Source organism: Cytobacillus firmus (assembly GCF_023657595.1).
Classification (GTDB): Bacteria; Bacillota; Bacilli; order Bacillales; family Cytobacillaceae; genus Cytobacillus; species Cytobacillus firmus_B.
The window spans coordinates 3,377,194-3,392,852 of the sequence record NZ_CP098323.1; the positions used below are offsets into that span (position 1 = coordinate 3,377,194).

The following is a 15,659-nucleotide window of genomic DNA, read 5'->3' on the forward strand; positions in this document are numbered from 1 at the left end:
TGTCTACCCTTCTCCAAATCTTTTTTCGCAATGATTTCCTTAATCATTTGCCTCTCCTCCTTTTGATCGTATTCGGAATGTTTTTCCATTCCTTCTTAATCGTATTATCAGAGGAATGGATTGTAAATATAATTTTGAATTTTTCGTAAAATCCTTTGCAAAAGGCTCTTTTTGATGTTGTTTCCGCCTATCAATGTTGTCCGTTGATTTCCGCTCCAGGATGCTCAGCGAACAGCGGGGCGGGCGGTGAGCCTCCTCAACGCTGCGCGTCTGCGGGTTCTCACCTGTCCCGCTACTCCCGCAGGACTTTGAATAAGCTTCCTTGAGTGAACACCGCACGAAGAAAATGCGCATGCATTTTCGAGGATCTCGCACCTTCCGCTACAATCAACACAGTAAATAAGATACAAAAAGCAACAAACCTTGTGAAAACAGCCACACAAAAAAACGCCTTGCTTCCTCCAGCAAGGCGTTTTTGTGTCAAAATTGAATTTTTCTCAAAGCATCCATAGAAGCAGTCATATAATTGATCATTTCATGCAGGTCATCTATCTGTTCTTCCTGGACAAGGCGGTTAAAGGAAATGATGGTTTCGGTTTCGGCAAGACCCTGCCTATTTTCAGGGCTGTATTTCACTGTCTGTTCGATATTCCGTCCGCTGCCCCAAATTTGCTCCAGGACTTCTCGAATTTCCTGAAATTTGTTGTGTTCCATTTGATGTTTAATTTTAAAATTCACAGAAATCCGGCATCCGGCCAGCATTTCTGATTTCACTTGAGGCAAGAGCTCAGCTGCAAGGTTATCAAGTCCCGCTTCCATAGTAAAGGTACCGAGAATCTCCGCCAAGCCTTCAGCAAGATCTGTGAAAGTAAGATCATACCTGCGGCTCATTTTCGCTGAGTTTATATTATCATTCCGGTCAACTATTCTTATTTCTCCGCTCAGATCCCGGTCATAGAATCCGCCTTCCATTACAACCTTCATATTTTCAAAGGCCGTTGGATCAAACATGGTTATCCCCCTTAAAATAGGCCGACTGCATTTCCATCTTCATCTACATCCATGTTCATGGCTGAAGGGGCTTTAGGCAAGCCCGGCATAGTCATCACATCACCGGTGAGTGCTACAATGAATCCTGCACCAATCGATGGCTTCAGTTCACGGATTGTAACGGTAAAATCAGATGGCCTTCCCAGTTTTGAAGGATCATCAGATAAAGAATATTGTGTTTTAGCCATACAAACCGGCAGGACACCCCAGCCAAAGCTTTCAAAGTCTTTAATCTGCTTTTTGGCTTTGGTTGAGTATTCAACATTATCTGCGCCATAAACCTTCTGAGCCACTGTTAGAATTTTTTCTTCAAGAGGCAGTGATAAATCATACAGATGATTGAACTTCGCTGCGTTTTGGTCCAAAATTTCCAGCAGCTTCTCTGCCAGCTCAATCCCGCCCTGGCCGCCTTTTTCCCAAACCTCTGTCAGGGCAACTGGCATGCCTGCCTCACTGCAAAGATCTGTAAGGGTTGCAATTTCATTCTCGCTATCGGAAATAAACCGGTTAATAGCCACTACATACGGTAGCCCGAAGCTTTCAACTGTTTCAACATGCTTTTTTAAGTTTGCAAAGCCTCTAGTGAGTGCTTCAGTATCTTCCATGCCCAATTCAGCCTTTGACAAGCCTCCATGCATTTTTAAAGCACGGATTGTAGCAACAATAACCACTGCTTCAGGGTCAATGCCTTCGTTTCGGGCTTTAATATTCAGAAACTTTTCAGCGCCAAGATCTGCGCCAAAACCCGCTTCTGTCACTACATAATCAGCGAGTTTGGATGCAGCGGAAGTTGCAATCACACTGTTGCAGCCATGAGCGATATTGGCAAACGGGCCGCCATGAACCAATGCCGGTGTATGTTCTATAGTCTGGACCAGATTAGGTTTGACTGCTTCTTTAAGCAGGAGAGTAAGAGCGCCTTCCACTCCAAGATCGCTCACTGTTACGGGCTGTTTATCATAATTGTAGGCTATAACCATTTTCCCCAGTCTTTCCTTCAGATTCTGCAGATCGGATGCAAGGCATAAAACGGCCATAATTTCTGAAGCAACAGTAATATCAAAGCCATCCTCCCTTGGGACACCTTGTAACGGCCCTCCCAGGCCAATCACGATTTTTCTCAATGCACGGTCGTTCAAATCCAGAGCACGCTTCCAGACAATTCTTCTCTGGTCGATATTCAACAGATTTCCCTGCTGGAGGTGATTATCAATCAGGGCGGCCAGGGCATTATTTGCTGTTGTAATTGCGTGAAGATCGCCGGTAAAATGCAGATTGATGTCTTCCATCGGCAGAACTTGTGAATATCCCCCGCCTGTTGCACCGCCTTTAATTCCCATTGTCGGCCCCAGGGAAGGTTCCCGCATTGCGACCATAGCCTTTTTGCCAAGTCTGTTAAAAGCATCGGCAAGTCCGACTGTTACTGTGGACTTCCCTTCGCCCGCTGGTGTTGGATTAATGGAAGTGACTAGAATTATTTTACCGCTGTCATTCGTACTTAATTTCTTTAAGGCTGCTGCGGATATTTTTGCTTTATACTTGCCAAATAGCTCCAGATCATCCTCAATGAGCCCTAGTTTTTCAGCTATTTCCGTAATGGGCTTCATTTCTGATGCCTGAGCAATTTCAATATCTGATTTCACGATCGGTTTCACATTCATTTTTATACCCCCGGAATCCAATATGTATAAGTTACTTACAGCTATATTGTACCATCACTGAAACGAAATATTATCAATTACTTTTGATATTTTCGCATTTTCACACAGTAAAGCATTGATACAATTTTGAATCGTCTTTATAATAAGTTTAATTGAATTTTGTACAGGGAGATGATCACTTGCCAATAAAAATTCCTAAGCTGCTTCCTGCCAGGGAGATCTTAGAGGAAGAAAATATATTTATCATGGATGAGGACCGTGCCAAACAGCAGGATATCCGTCCATTAAATATCCTCATCCTGAATTTGATGCCTGAGAAAGAAAAAACAGAAGCCCACCTTTTAAGACTTCTTGGAAATACGCCTTTACAGGTAAATATCTCATTTTTAAAAACAGCCACTCATCAATCAAAAAATACCAGTCCCTTGCATCTTGAACAATTCTATACTACGTTTGAGCAAGTTCAAAAAAGAAAATTTGACGGGATGATTATAACTGGAGCTCCTGTAGAACTTCTTGACTTTCAAGAAGTTGACTATTGGGAGGAGCTAACTGTAATAATGGAGTGGACAAAAACAAATGTTACCTCCACTCTGCATATATGCTGGGGAGCACAGGCAGCGTTGTTCTATCACTTTGGGATCGGAAAATATGAGCTGCCTGAGAAATGCTCCGGTGTTTATCTTCATGAAGTTCATGACAGAAGCGAAAAATTGCTGAGGGGCTTTGACGATATCTATTATGCTCCGCATTCACGAAATACCGATGTTTATAAAGAGCAGCTGCTGAATCACCCGGAAGTGAAGCTTCTTTCCTCTTCTGAGGAGGCGGGTCCTTTCATCATGAGCGCAAACGGCGGCAGACAAATCATGGTAACTGGCCATCTGGAATATGAAGCAGGCACACTCGCAGAAGAATATACTAGAGACAAAAGCAGAGGTCTTCAGGTTCCAGTGCCAAAACACTATTTTCCGAATGATGATACCGGCAGAAGACCCCTTAATATATGGCGGTCACATGCCCATTTAATGTTTTCCAACTGGCTGAACTACTATGTATACCAGGAGACTCCTTACGAGTGGGATTAATCATGCAGTGAGCGGAATAACTTAATATGCAGCTAAAAGCAGGAACAGCCGGTTTTTTGCAGGGTTTTCCCTCTCAAAACCGGCTTTTTCATTTTATAAAATTTAAATATTTTCAAGCGGCTGGTAAGCGGAAGCGCTTCCGATATTCATTATGATTGCTGAGCATAATACACTTCTTCGAATGGCTGAACCACTACAAATCCGCTGCCTGAGAACTTCATTTGGATCGACTCCCCGCTCCCTCTTCCAAGAAACGTTTTAAAGGAGATATCTGTTACGAATTCCGGCTGCAGTGACCCTGACCATGCAACTGTCGCATTTGGATCGGTATATACGGGATTATCAGGAGTAACTAAAAGTGTCAGGGGCTCATAGTGAGAAGTAATAGCCACCATTCCCGTCCCTTCTAAACGGACATTGAACAAGCCCCCTGCAAGCATGCCTGCCATCCTTTTCATTAATTTAATATCCCAGCTGATGGAAGGCTCGAAAGCAAGGAGATCATTCCCATTTACAAAGATGGAATCCCCCTCAAGATTCAGGATTGAAATCTTTTTCCCCTGGTCTGCAAGGTACAGCTTTCCGTTGCCTGTTGCTTTCATTAATGCTGTGCCTTCTCCAGTAAGTGCCTTTTTGAACATCTTTCCTAAGCCATGCTCGAGAATGCCTTCGCGCTCAAACTTTATCTGGCCGCGGTAGGAAACCATCCCGCCTGCTTTAGCCCAAACCTGGCTGGTTAAATTAATTTCGAGCATCCTTGATGTTTCCAGTTCAAACAGCCCTTCACCTTTATCCTGCTGTTTCGTCTGGTTTACAAACTCTTCAATTGAATATCTGCTCATTCTCTTTTCATCCTTTCATTTCCCTGTTTTCAAGCATAAAGACCCACATAAAAGATAATGATTGCTTTAGCTCATCAGTCAGCGATCCTTTTGAAAGCTGCTCTGATGCTTTTTTATAAACACCCAGTTCATCAATCTTCAACCATCCGTTTTCATTTGCAAGCTGTTCAAATTCCCATGGCATCATGGTATTGCAGATAACTTTTTCCTTATAAAGTCTGCGGTAGCTGTTAGCCCGGGGGGCGGCTGTGGGGCCAAGAATCCCTATACACGCTCTTCCTCCCGGCTTAACTATTCGCTGAATTTCCTGTAAAACATCCAGCGGGCTTTCAGTCCATTCCAAGGAATTAATGGCAAGAATCGAATCAAACGCATTTTCCTCAAGTGAAAGATTAGAAATGTCTTCTTTCTTAAACACCGCATCAGTTTCAGCGTTTAATTTTTCAGCTTTATGTATCATCTCTTCTGAGACATCAATCCCAGTAACTCTATAGCCAGCCAAAGCAAGCTTGTATGAACCGTAACCATCTCCGCAACCAAGATCACAAACAGCAGATCCTTTTTTGACATGCTTTTCGAAGAAGGAGATGATATCCTTTCGGCTTCCTTCCTCCCACATTGCCCTGCTCTTTGCATTCCATGATTCCGAATTATTATCCCAAAGCTTCTCTGCTTCTGCAGACCAATTAAAAGTACTCATTTTATCCCTCCGTCTTTGAATACGATTGTTCAATAAAAAAGTTCCCAATATTTTAAATTCGCTAAGATTCTCAAAAATACCTCTGATTATAAAATGGTAAAAACGTCAACAATATTAATAGAAAATGAATAAGGAGAGTTTTGTATGAACGGCGAGCAGCTGACAGCAGTCTACCGCAACAATAATGGTGAAATAATTTCCTTCCAGACTTCCGGAGGACGGATTATTTCTTATCGCAAAGCACTAATGGAGGCTGAGAACGGTGTAATTGAGGGGATCCATATTGATGAAAACGAAGACGGCTCTATGCAGCTGAATCCTTCCGATTCGTCATCTTTTGATGATTTTCCAAGCCTCTATTAATATTGCGAAACATGAAAAAACCTGACTTATAGCAGTCAGGTTTTTACTGTTCTTCTTCATTTTTACGCTGAATTTCCCTCAGCACTCCGATGCGGCTGTCATCCTCTTCAAAAAATTGAACCAGGTCGCCAACCCGGTCGATGGCATCCCAGCTCAGGTGATGTTCGATGCCTTCCACATCTTCATAAATGTTTTCTTCTTTGACTCCAATAATACGCAGTAGCTGTTCTAAAAGTTCATGCCGATATACAAGCCTCTTGCCGATTTTTTTCCCTTTTGGCGTTAATATAAGCCCGCGGTATTTTTCATAAACAAGATACTCATCTTTATCTAACTTCTGAACCATTTTTGTCACAGAAGATGGATGCACAGAAAGAGCCTCAGCAATATCAGAAACCCTCGCATATCCTTTATCTTCAATTAACATATATATTTGTTCAATGTAATCTTCCATACTTGGTGTTGGCATTACGCAACCTCCTGCCAATTAGAAAAGCGCAAGCGCCTTGCCCACCCCCGACAAGCACAAGACAAGCCTCTCAGAAAGGCGTTCTTTGCCTTTTTGGGAGGAGTGCCCGAAATGTGGAGGCGACTGCCCTGGGACGACAGGCATAAGACGGTTCCTGGAAGAAGGCGTTCTTCCTTCTGTAAGGAAACGGCTTATGACCCCGAGTCCCTAGGAGCCGAAACAAGACAAGCTTGTGACCTCGAGGGGGTAGGCGCTGGAGCTAGACAGTTCTCAAAATTCAAAGATACAAATTCAGATATTATTAGAAAAGCGCAGAGCGCATGTTCACTTTATATCTTTCTTAAATAAATATTAGACTTTAACGATTTTACTACAGTTGGAAAATGGAGACAAGGAAATATACTGCATCTGGCTTATTCAGGCCTTTTGCGGGAAGAGAAATTTAACTCTGTTTTCCTGTCGGTCCCAGGATAATTTAGCAGAGAATGTTTTATCTTTTCCTTTGCTTGTAAATCCTTCGACTAATTCTGTTTCTCCATCCTTTAATAGCTGTTTGAGCATTTTTTGAGTTATTGTCTTGCCCATAATGCTTTTGGAAATAGTGAAAGTGCATTTGGTTTTATTATAATTGGAGCAGCCATAAAAGCTTCCTTTATCCACAACTTTACCATCACACAGCATGCATTTGCCCAGATTGGCTGACCTTTTTTGTTTGAATTTCCCAGGGATGAATCCCTCTTTGTCTTCTTCTGAGAATGCCCACTTTCCAGAATGTTCAATGGAGGCAGAGATTAAATGTCCTACCATTTTATTGGTCTGCTCCATGAATTGTTTCGGGGATGCCTGCCCATCTGAAATGTCCTTCAGCCGCTGTTCCCACTTGGCAGTCATTTCAGGGGAAGCAAGTATCTCTGTTCCTATCGCTTCTATAAGGATTTTTGCTTTTGAGTTTGCATATACAAGATTCTTCTTTATATCAATGTATTTGCGCTCCTTCAGCATGGTAATGATTCCCGCTCTTGTGGCTTCCGTTCCCAGGCCTTCTGTTTTCATTAGAACCTTTTCGAGTTCCTTATCCTCGATCTGCTTCCCGGCCGATTTCATGAGTGTAATCAGCTGGCCTTCGGTATACCTTTTGGGCGGCTGGGTTTTGCTTTCTTTTACATCGGCCTTTAACACTGTTCCCTGGTCGCCAGCCTGCAATAAAGGCAGAATCGGTTCCTTTTCCTTCTCCTGCTGCGGAATCACTTTTCTCCAGCCCTCTTCAAGCTGTACTTTTCCCTTGGATAGGAACAATGCCCTTCCGTCAACCAGGGTTTTTATAGTTGTATATTCTGATACAGCTTTTCCATAATGGGCAGCTATTAAGCTCCTTACGATCAGATCATAGAGAATTTTTTCATCCAAAGATAATCTTCCCAGGTCCGGCACCTGTTCCGTCGGTATGATGGCATAGTGATCCGTTACCTTTTTGTCATTCACAAACCGTTTATTATGCAATATGGAGCTTATAGGCAGAGGGAAGAATTCCTTATACTCCTCTTTTGCTTCCATTTTTCTGAGGATTTCCGGAAACATTTCCGCTTCTCCTTCTGTTACATGCCTGGAGTCTGAACGGGGATATGATACGATTCCTTTTTGATAGAGCTTCTGCAGTACATCAAGTGTTTTTTTAGGCGGGAACTTGAACCTGCGGTTGGCTTCCGCCTGCAATGCCGAAAGATTATAAAGCATCGGCGGCAGGAATTCTTTTTTTTCAGCTTGCACATCTTCTATCTGTGCCTCTTTATCTCTGCAAAATGCCGCAATTTTTTCGGCAAGCTCTTTGGTTTTAATTCTGGTCTCACCATCTTTTTCCCACTTGCCGGTATATTTTTTCCCGTCCACTTTAAACTGTGCATTTACCTCCCAGAAAGGTTCGGAAACAAAATTCTGAATTTCCTGTTCTCTCTTTACAATTAAAGCAAGAGTTGGGGTCTGAACCCTTCCTACTGAAAAAACATCCGAGAAACCTTTCTGCTGCAGAAGAAGACTGTATAAACGCGAAGCATTCATCCCAACGACCCAGTCGGCACATGCTCTCGTATAGGCTTCATAATATAAATTCCTTGTGTCACTTTCATCCAGCAGGGCAAGGAACCCTTCCTTTATGGCCTTTGGAGTCAAAGAAGAGATCCAGAGCCTTTTCATAGGCACTCTTGATCCGGTAAGCCTTAGAATGTTCCGGATGATAAGCTCTCCTTCTCTCCCTGCATCGCCCGCATGGATAATTTCTGTTAAATCAGGATTAGAAGCAAGCTGTTTGATTATATTAAATTGCTTTGCTTTATCCTTTGTCACTTCATATTGAAATTGCTCCGGAATGATCGGCAATGTGTCCAATGACCATTTTTTCCAGTCCTTTTTGTATTTTTCAGGGGCAGACAGCTGGCATAGGTGGCCTATAGCCCAGGTAACATGAGCCCCCTGGGGGAATATATCATTTGGAAAGATTTCAATATATCCCTGGTGTTTCTTCATTTTAAAAATAGAAGCCAGCGTCATACCCTGATCGGGCTTTTCCGCGATTATCAGTTTCATACTTTAGCTCCCTTTGTTGTAAAACAAAATATAGACATCTATTTTAATATTAACCTAAAAATTTAGCAAAAGGAGTTAAAATACCTTTATAGTTATGAAATTTTTAAAACAATCGTGTTCCGCTAAGCAAATAAAAGAAGAACCCCTGACAGGATTCTCCTCCGTTACTTATCTTTTTAGTATAAAGCTGGTTTGTGCGGGTACTTCAATTGTTTTTGACTTATATACCTTTAGGGTTCTAACCCCAGCTTGTTTTCCGTCTGCAAGCAAATGCCAAGGGCCCTTGCCCGGAAGTGATATTTTAACTGGTTTTGTATTCGCATTATGGATTACAACGATCTCTTTCGCCCTATCCTTCAGGCCTTTTGCATCCAGTCTGTAGGCCACCGTATTATCCGGGGCTTCAATGAAATGAAGCTTTGATTGAATATCCTCAGCTGTTGTCATTCTAAAGGATTTATAATGCTTTCTGAGCTTAATCAGACCTTTAAAATAGTCTACTTCCCCGCTGAATTCAGTTCGGCGGTCCCAGTCCAACTGATTTACACTGTCAGGGGATTTATAGCTGTTGTGATCCCCATACTTTGTCCGCATGAATTCCTGGCCAGCATGAACAAAGCTGACTCCTTGGGATGTCAGTATGATGGAAGAAGCCAATTTATGCATTTTCTTTTTGGATTCTTCCGCTGCATCCGGATTGGTCAGGTCAAGCTTATCCCAAAGAGTGTGGTTATCATGTGCCTCAGCATACGTAACCGCCTGTTCAGGATCTTTGTATGTGGCCATTGCATCCGGATAATCCAATCCGGCTGCAATTCCTTGCTGTACAAAGCTTTCCATGCCTTGTTTGCCATTTACAAAGCCCTTATCCAGTTCATTAAACACACTGCCTTTTAATCCATCCCGGATGCCATCATTGAAATGGCCAATGCCAGGCATATCTTCGGCATTTTTCTGATTGGCCTTCTTTTCAGCTGCCAGTGGAGTGTTTAAATCCCAGCCCTCACCAATGATAATGATAGTAGGATCAATATTATCCAATGCCTTTCTTACTTTATTCATTGTTTCAGTGTCATGAATGCCCATCAGATCGAAGCGGAATCCATCAAGATTATATTCCTCAGCCCAATAGGCAACAGAGTCGATAATAAATTTCTGCACCATTTTTCTTTCTGAAGCTGTATCATTGCCGACGCCTGTGCCATTGGCAAGTGTTCCATCTTCGTTATAGCGGAAATAGTAGCCTGGAACAAGCTTGTGGAAACTGGATTCATTTACTGCAAACACATGATTATACACAACATCCATTACAACTCGCAGCTGCTCATCATGGTATTCCTGAATCATAGTCTTCAATTCTGTAATTCTTGCCGCTGGATCATAAGGATCAGTAGAATAGGATCCTTCCGGCACATTATAGTTTTTAGGATCATAGCCCCAGTTATATTGAGGTTCGTCCAGTTTTGTTTCATCAACTGTCCGGTAGTCATAAATCGGAAGGAACTGAACATGTGTGACTCCAAGGTCTTTTATATGATTTAAACCTGTTTTTTCTCCTTTAGAATTTATGGTGCTTTTCTCAGCAGCCCCTAGGAACTTCCCCTTATGCTTAATGCCGCTGTCCTCATGAATTGAAAGGTCCCGTACATGAACTTCATAAATGATGGAGTCCTCTGGATTCTTTAACTCCGGCTTCTGTTTATTCCACTGTTTAGGATTGGTTGAGTCCAGGTCCATTACAACGCCCCTGTCGCCATTTACTGTTACTGCCCGGACATAGGGATCAGCGGCTTCTGTCCATTCTCCTCCAATTTTGACTTTATAATTGTAAATCAGCCCATTTTGATCACCTTTTAGAACAGTTGTCCAGGTTCCTTTTTCACCTCTTTTAAGAGGAAGTTCCTCAGCGGTCTGATCATCCCAGCTGTCATAAAGCACAATCAATGCTTCACTTGCTGTAGGGGCCCAAAGCCTGAAAGAGGTTTTATTTTTCGTATACTGATTTCCAAGCTTGCCATCATAATAGAAAGCCTCATCAAATTCATTTGATCTGACAATCTCCCCTATCTTCACCTCTGCCTCTCCAAATGAAACTGCAGAGATTTTATAAGATTGCCTGAAATCCAGTTTATCTTCTGTTATCACTTTTACTTTATTTGTAAAATTATTTTCCTCGTTCCCGTCATAAGGGACAACTTCTTTAATATCGGCATTGTCAATATTAATTATGGATTTCCAATCCCTCCACTGGAAAGGAAAATTGGTTTCAAGCGTAATCTGATTAAAAGTATCCATAGAAGCATTCACTATTTTTGGATCTTTTTCAATATACGCTGGATTGTAATAAATTCTTTCTGTTCCCTGAACAATCCATATTTCTGCATTCCCATTTTCATCGAACTTTGTAATAAAGCGATCACCAAATTCCTTGCCGGCCCAATCATTTCCTTCCATGCTCTTCCTCACTATAAATCCGGCCTTTTTCATACCTTCCGGATTTTCAAGCTCAAACTCTGCAACTTTCCCAAAATCATCTTCTGCTGTAAAATCAACTCTTTTCCCATCCTTGCCTTCTGGCCATGTCCATAAATTCCAGCCTTCATAATTTCCGTCATATCGAAAGTAGTGGAGTTTTACCTTCACACGTTCAAATGCTGGAAAGTCTCTGTACTCACCATCAGGCGGTGATGTATATGTATGTTCATCGCCTGCTTTCACCCATACCTCATCATTGCCGCTCTTTACATTGATGAATCGGTCCCCTCCATCTTTCTCCCAGCTGTCAGTGCGGACAATAAAACCAACTTCATCATGAATACCTTGCAGCACAACCTCTGCAATAAGTCCAAATTCATCTTCACCAGTGAATTCAAAAACCTGGCCCTCGCCATCTTTAGGCCATACCCACAAATTCCAATCCTTTATTTCGCCCTCTTCAGGCTGATAATGGATGGTAACTGCTGTAGTCTGACCGGCCCCTTGTGTTGTTTTTTCGGCCGATGCAATCGTTTGCATAAATGGGAATAAAAAATTTGATGCAGCCAATATGATAGCTGCGGCCAGAAAAATAAACTGTTTAAACCCTTTCAACCTAAGCCCTCCTTTATAAATTGTTTAAAGATTCCTGCAATTATATATTAATCCAAAAGAGAAAGCGTTTGCATAAGGCGGAAGACTCTGTGATTTTTTACCTATTAAACCTGTTCACAATAAGAAAAGCCCAAGCGCCATGCCCACGAAGGAACGCAGACTAAGAACGCCACGTCCTCCCAAAAGCTGCCGCTTTTGGTCGTGCAATGTTTATGCTGACGAAGCCTTCCTTGTCCTGCGGGCCTAAAGCACAAGACGAGCCTCATGGGAAGGCGTTCTTTGCCTTTTTGGGAGGGTTGTCCGAAATGTGGAGGCGACTGCTCAGGGAAGACTAGCATAAGAAGAGCCCTGCAAGAAGGTGTTCTTTCCTTCTGGAAGGGATTGGCTAGTCTTTCGGCCCTAGGAGCCGAAACAAGACAGACTTGTGACCTCGAGGGGGCAGGCGCTCCTCCTAAAAGCTAACGCTTTTAGTCCTGTGATGGGTATGCTGCCGAAGCGTTCCTTGTGGAGCTGAACAGTTATCTACGTACAAGTTTTATACTTTTTTATCTCTCAAAAAAAAATCGGCATTTGCCGATCATTCTTTATGATACCGCTTTATTGTAAGGTTCTTTTGAATGTACCATTTATCTTCTGTAACAATGTTTGAGACGGTCAATATCATAGATGGTATTTTCTCGACACTAAAAACGATAATGCCTAATTGGTCATTCATAATGATAAAAGACTCTCCATGCGAATATTGCGGGAGATCCTTGCCAACCTGCAGAATGGAGCTTATAATGGCCTGCTTCTCCTCCGCTTCAATTTGGATGTTGGGTGAAAACCTCAAAATCCAATCCTGATCCTCAATCGAAAACCTGTACATTTTCCTCACCCTTTAACAACAAGATAATTAATAATTCATATGAGAAAAACGATAATTTATGTTATCAGATCACAGCAGAAACTTTGTATTTTCCTCCCCAGCATAAAAAAGTAAAAATATTTAAAATATTTTAATGTTTTTTGTAAAAAAGGTGTTCATTTCCTTGACTGAAAGTGCCCATTCGTGTATATTATAATCATCATTTAACAGAATATATTTCCGTTATTAGCTAAAAATATCTGCTTTATGTTTTGTTAGGTGGTAATATTCATCTAAGGCACCTGTTGTGTCTTGAAAGGCTTAGGAGGAAAAGTAAACATGCAAAACGGTAAAGTAAAATGGTTCAACAATGAAAAAGGTTTCGGTTTTATCGAAGTTGAAGGCGGAGACGATGTATTCGTACACTTCACAGCTATCCAAGGTGATGGTTTCAAATCTTTAGAAGAAGGCCAGGAAGTTTCTTTTGAAATCGTTGAAGGAAACCGTGGACCTCAAGCTGCAAACGTTGTAAAACTATAATTCAAATATAACGATAAAAAGGCTGGCATCTGCCAGCCTTTTATTTTTGTCCAGGATTTATCGCAGTCTAACGGGCAGTAAGACCCCCACTCTAAAACTCAGATGAATCAAAAGAGGATAAGCGGGGGTCAAACTGCCCGTAAAGGCCCGATTGGTTCAACTAACAATCAGTGGGGATAAAGCCCCCACTGATTGAAGTTTCACTTTATCGCAGTCTAACGGGCAGTAAGACCCCCACTTTATAACTCAGATGAATCAATAGAGGATAAGCGGGGGTCAAACTGCCCGTAAAGGCCCGATTGGTTCAACTAACAATCAGTGGGGATAAAGCCACCACTGATTGAAGTTTCACTTTATCGCAGTCTAACGGGCAGTAAGACCCCCACTTTATAACTCAGATGAATCAATAGAGGATAAGCGGGGGTCTTACTGCCTGTAAAGGCCCGAAAAGAAGAACAAAGACTAAGAACGCCACATCCTCCCAAAAGCTGCCGCTTTCGGTCGTGCGATGTATCGCTGTCGTAGCTTTCCTTGTCCTGTGGCAACGTCTTTGTGACCCACTTTCCGTGGGCCTCAACTAACAATCAGTGGGGATAAAGCCCCCCACTGATTGAAGTTTCACTTTATGAAAGCTTGCTTCCTATCGATTTTATTTTCACACCGACAGTGCACTCTGTAATGCAAAATCGATGGGCATATCTGCGCCCTTTTTCATCTTTATGATGTTTATGAAGGAAGCAGTCTTTGCAGTAACTGGTCATCAGCTCCTCCACTTCATTGATAATTTCCTTTCTGCTCAAAACGGTTCACGCCTTCCTTATTTGCGATTATATGATCTGCATTTTGCTGTTAATAAATTTCCCTTGCAGTGCCTGGCTTGCCAGCTTATCCGCTTCTTTATTTTCATTGCGCGGAATGGATTTATATCTTGGCAGTATGCCCAGCTTTTTAATCTTTTCCTCTATCCGGTCAAGCCAGCGATTTAGATTTTCTTCATAACAAGGCCATTCACCTTCAAGCTGTTTTAATACTACCTGGGAATCCCCCTTAAATTCACATGTCATATGATGAACGCCCATTTCTTCAAGCAGATTCAGGGTGTAATAAATGGCTGCATATTCTGCCTCATTATTATTATCCATCTCATCAAAAAGCTCATTTGCCCGCAAACGATACTTTTTTTTGCCCTGTTTAAAATAAATGACCGCACCGAGTCCGGCCTGGCCGGTATCTTTATTAAAGCCGCCATCAAAAAATACGGTAATATCATGAGGGTCCTCTTCAACTTCCATAAGAAGCTTTTTCATTTCCTTTGTGCTCCAGGAAGTGCCGGCTTCATCATAATAAATTACCTCTTTGCCCTTGCCCGACTTTTCAATATCTTCACCAGCCTGCAAAGCAGTTTCACCATCGATCAGGTCTGAAGTAAACAAAATATCCTCAGTTCCTTTAAGTTTATATTTCCATTCTAATTTATATTTCATTGAGGTCAGCCTTTCTGTACTTTATTAGCTGGTTATCATTATTAGAACTGTTTGCAATAGTTGAACTTATTATACTTTCCTTTGTTTATTACTAAATGAGTATATTTCAAGGTATAATGGTCAATGACATTTTTATATTCTGCGGTTCGAAAACTCCCGCATTAACAAAACTAGGAGGAATTTGATGTTTAATGAATGGTTTGGATTGCTTTTTGCATTAATTAATTTCATTTTAGTATTGGCGATGTACCGCCTGTTCGGAAAGACTGGTCTTTTCGTGTGGATCGGCTTCTCCACTGTCATGGCCAACCTTCAAGTCGTAAAAACAATTGAAATGTTCGGACTGACTGCCACTTTAGGCAACGCTATGTATGGTACAGCTTTTCTTGTTACAGATATCTTAAATGAGAAGTACGGAAAAGAAGAAGCGAAAAAAGCTGTATGGCTCGGTTTCTTTACTCTTCTGTCCATGACTCTGATTATGCAGATGGTATTAATGTTCAAACCGCATGAAACGGATTTTGCACAGGAATCTCTCAGCACTCTTTTCTCGGTTCTGCCGCGAATTGCTGCCGGAAGCCTCGCTGCCTATTTAGTCAGCCAATTTACAGATGTTTATATCTTTACCTATTTAAAAAAGAAATTTCCAAAAGACGGCCAGTTTTGGATCAGGAATAATGGCAGCACCATGATCAGCCAGCTATTGGATACCCTTGTGTTTACAAGCATTGCCTTCCTTGGTGTATTTCCCCTGGAAGAATGGATCCAAATTTTCATCACAACTTACTTGCTGAAATTTATAGTAGCTGTACTTGATACCCCGTTTGGCTATATCGCTAAACGTTTCCCAGTAAAAGATTAGGATGCCGTTTAGGTATCCTTTTTCTGCAGTATCAACTATTTTTGTGATAAACTACATTTAGTTTACCCTATAATAGTGTTAAA

Annotated in this window: 14 protein-coding genes; 4 read left to right on the top strand and 10 right to left on the bottom strand. The window is 41.8% G+C overall.

Annotation, left to right across the window (positions count from 1 at the left end; genetic code table 11):
- Positions 1–480 precede the first annotated feature (480 nt).
- Both NAF01_RS17060 and NAF01_RS17065 read right to left on the bottom strand, forming a co-directional pair.
- Positions 481–1,011, bottom strand: coding sequence for a hypothetical protein (locus tag NAF01_RS17060; protein WP_250800873.1), 531 nt, complete (start codon positions 1,009–1,011; stop codon positions 481–483).
- 11 nt (positions 1,012–1,022) lie between these two features.
- Complete coding sequence (locus NAF01_RS17065; RefSeq protein ID WP_048009423.1) at positions 1,023–2,711, bottom strand: formate--tetrahydrofolate ligase; 1,689 nt, start codon at positions 2,709–2,711, stop codon at positions 1,023–1,025.
- 179 nt (positions 2,712–2,890) lie between these two features.
- Here NAF01_RS17065 and metA point away from each other — a divergent pair, with 179 nt between their 5' ends.
- Positions 2,891–3,799 (top strand): homoserine O-acetyltransferase MetA, encoded by a 909-nt coding sequence (metA, locus tag NAF01_RS17070; RefSeq protein WP_197213812.1) that lies wholly within the window; start codon positions 2,891–2,893, stop codon positions 3,797–3,799.
- A 149-nt stretch (positions 3,800–3,948) separates the two neighbouring features.
- On the opposite strand, the gene NAF01_RS17075 is transcribed toward metA, so the two are convergent.
- Positions 3,949–4,641 carry an AIM24 family protein gene (locus NAF01_RS17075; protein ID WP_048009425.1) on the bottom strand — a complete coding sequence of 231 codons (693 nt, stop codon included), beginning with the start codon at positions 4,639–4,641 and terminating at the stop codon, positions 3,949–3,951.
- A gap of 7 nt (positions 4,642–4,648) precedes the next feature.
- Positions 4,649–5,341: a class I SAM-dependent methyltransferase gene (locus tag NAF01_RS17080; RefSeq protein WP_197208505.1), complete on the bottom strand. Its 693-nt coding sequence runs from the start codon at positions 5,339–5,341 to the stop codon at positions 4,649–4,651.
- A 144-nt stretch (positions 5,342–5,485) separates the two neighbouring features.
- On the opposite strand from NAF01_RS17080, the gene NAF01_RS17085 reads away from it, so the two are divergent.
- Complete coding sequence (locus NAF01_RS17085) at positions 5,486–5,704, top strand: DUF3892 domain-containing protein (protein ID WP_048009427.1); 219 nt, start codon at positions 5,486–5,488, stop codon at positions 5,702–5,704.
- A gap of 43 nt (positions 5,705–5,747) precedes the next feature.
- On the opposite strand, the gene mntR is transcribed toward NAF01_RS17085, so the two are convergent.
- The 4 genes from mntR to NAF01_RS17105 all read right to left on the bottom strand — a co-directional run bounded on the left by mntR (position 5,748) and on the right by NAF01_RS17105 (position 12,711).
- On the bottom strand, positions 5,748–6,173 hold the full coding sequence (gene mntR, locus NAF01_RS17090) for a transcriptional regulator MntR (RefSeq protein ID WP_048009428.1): 426 nt from the start codon (positions 6,171–6,173) through the stop codon (positions 5,748–5,750).
- Positions 6,174–6,590: 417 nt separating this feature from the next.
- The gene (locus NAF01_RS17095; protein WP_250800875.1) at positions 6,591–8,753 is read right to left on the bottom strand and encodes a DNA topoisomerase III; all 2,163 of its coding nucleotides are present in this window, start codon (positions 8,751–8,753) and stop codon (positions 6,591–6,593) included.
- 168 nt (positions 8,754–8,921) lie between these two features.
- Positions 8,922–11,843, bottom strand: coding sequence for a type I pullulanase (pulA, locus tag NAF01_RS17100; protein WP_350457419.1), 2,922 nt, complete (start codon positions 11,841–11,843; stop codon positions 8,922–8,924).
- Between the two features lie 577 nt (positions 11,844–12,420).
- Entirely contained in the window at positions 12,421–12,711 is a 291-nt protein-coding gene (locus NAF01_RS17105; protein ID WP_048009432.1) for a hypothetical protein, read from the bottom strand.
- A gap of 318 nt (positions 12,712–13,029) precedes the next feature.
- On the opposite strand from NAF01_RS17105, the gene cspD reads away from it, so the two are divergent.
- Entirely contained in the window at positions 13,030–13,230 is a 201-nt protein-coding gene (gene cspD, locus NAF01_RS17110) for a cold-shock protein CspD (RefSeq protein WP_009791749.1), read from the top strand.
- 623 nt (positions 13,231–13,853) lie between these two features.
- Here cspD and NAF01_RS17115 read toward each other — a convergent pair.
- Together NAF01_RS17115 and NAF01_RS17120 are read right to left on the bottom strand one after the other, a co-directional pair.
- Positions 13,854–14,030: a zinc-finger domain-containing protein gene (locus tag NAF01_RS17115; protein ID WP_082138913.1), complete on the bottom strand. Its 177-nt coding sequence runs from the start codon at positions 14,028–14,030 to the stop codon at positions 13,854–13,856.
- A 27-nt stretch (positions 14,031–14,057) separates the two neighbouring features.
- Positions 14,058–14,714 carry a reverse transcriptase-like protein gene (locus tag NAF01_RS17120; protein WP_222497957.1) on the bottom strand — a complete coding sequence of 219 codons (657 nt, stop codon included), beginning with the start codon at positions 14,712–14,714 and terminating at the stop codon, positions 14,058–14,060.
- Between the two features lie 184 nt (positions 14,715–14,898).
- On the opposite strand from NAF01_RS17120, the gene NAF01_RS17125 reads away from it, so the two are divergent.
- Positions 14,899–15,576 carry a queuosine precursor transporter gene (locus NAF01_RS17125; protein WP_197247690.1) on the top strand — a complete coding sequence of 226 codons (678 nt, stop codon included), beginning with the start codon at positions 14,899–14,901 and terminating at the stop codon, positions 15,574–15,576.
- The last annotated feature ends 83 nt before the right edge of the window (positions 15,577–15,659 follow it).

Excerpts from the sequence above, each read along its gene's own strand:
- NAF01_RS17060 (WP_250800873.1), bottom strand. The coding sequence starts at position 1,011 with ATGTTTGATCCAACGGCCTTTGAAAATATGAAGGTTGTAATGGAAGGC.
- NAF01_RS17105 (WP_048009432.1), bottom strand. The coding sequence starts at position 12,711 with ATGTACAGGTTTTCGATTGAGGATCAGGATTGGATTTTGAGGTTTTCA.
- NAF01_RS17065 (WP_048009423.1), bottom strand. The coding sequence starts at position 2,711 with ATGAATGTGAAACCGATCGTGAAATCAGATATTGAAATTGCTCAGGCA.
- NAF01_RS17075 (WP_048009425.1), bottom strand. The coding sequence starts at position 4,641 with ATGAGCAGATATTCAATTGAAGAGTTTGTAAACCAGACGAAACAGCAG.
- NAF01_RS17085 (WP_048009427.1), top strand. The coding sequence starts at position 5,486 with ATGAACGGCGAGCAGCTGACAGCAGTCTACCGCAACAATAATGGTGAA.
- cspD (WP_009791749.1), top strand. The coding sequence starts at position 13,030 with ATGCAAAACGGTAAAGTAAAATGGTTCAACAATGAAAAAGGTTTCGGT.
- NAF01_RS17080 (WP_197208505.1), bottom strand. The coding sequence starts at position 5,341 with ATGAGTACTTTTAATTGGTCTGCAGAAGCAGAGAAGCTTTGGGATAAT.
- NAF01_RS17095 (WP_250800875.1), bottom strand. The coding sequence starts at position 8,753 with ATGAAACTGATAATCGCGGAAAAGCCCGATCAGGGTATGACGCTGGCT.
- NAF01_RS17120 (WP_222497957.1), bottom strand. The coding sequence starts at position 14,714 with ATGAAATATAAATTAGAATGGAAATATAAACTTAAAGGAACTGAGGAT.
- NAF01_RS17125 (WP_197247690.1), top strand. The coding sequence starts at position 14,899 with ATGTTTAATGAATGGTTTGGATTGCTTTTTGCATTAATTAATTTCATT.
- mntR (WP_048009428.1), bottom strand. The coding sequence starts at position 6,173 with ATGCCAACACCAAGTATGGAAGATTACATTGAACAAATATATATGTTA.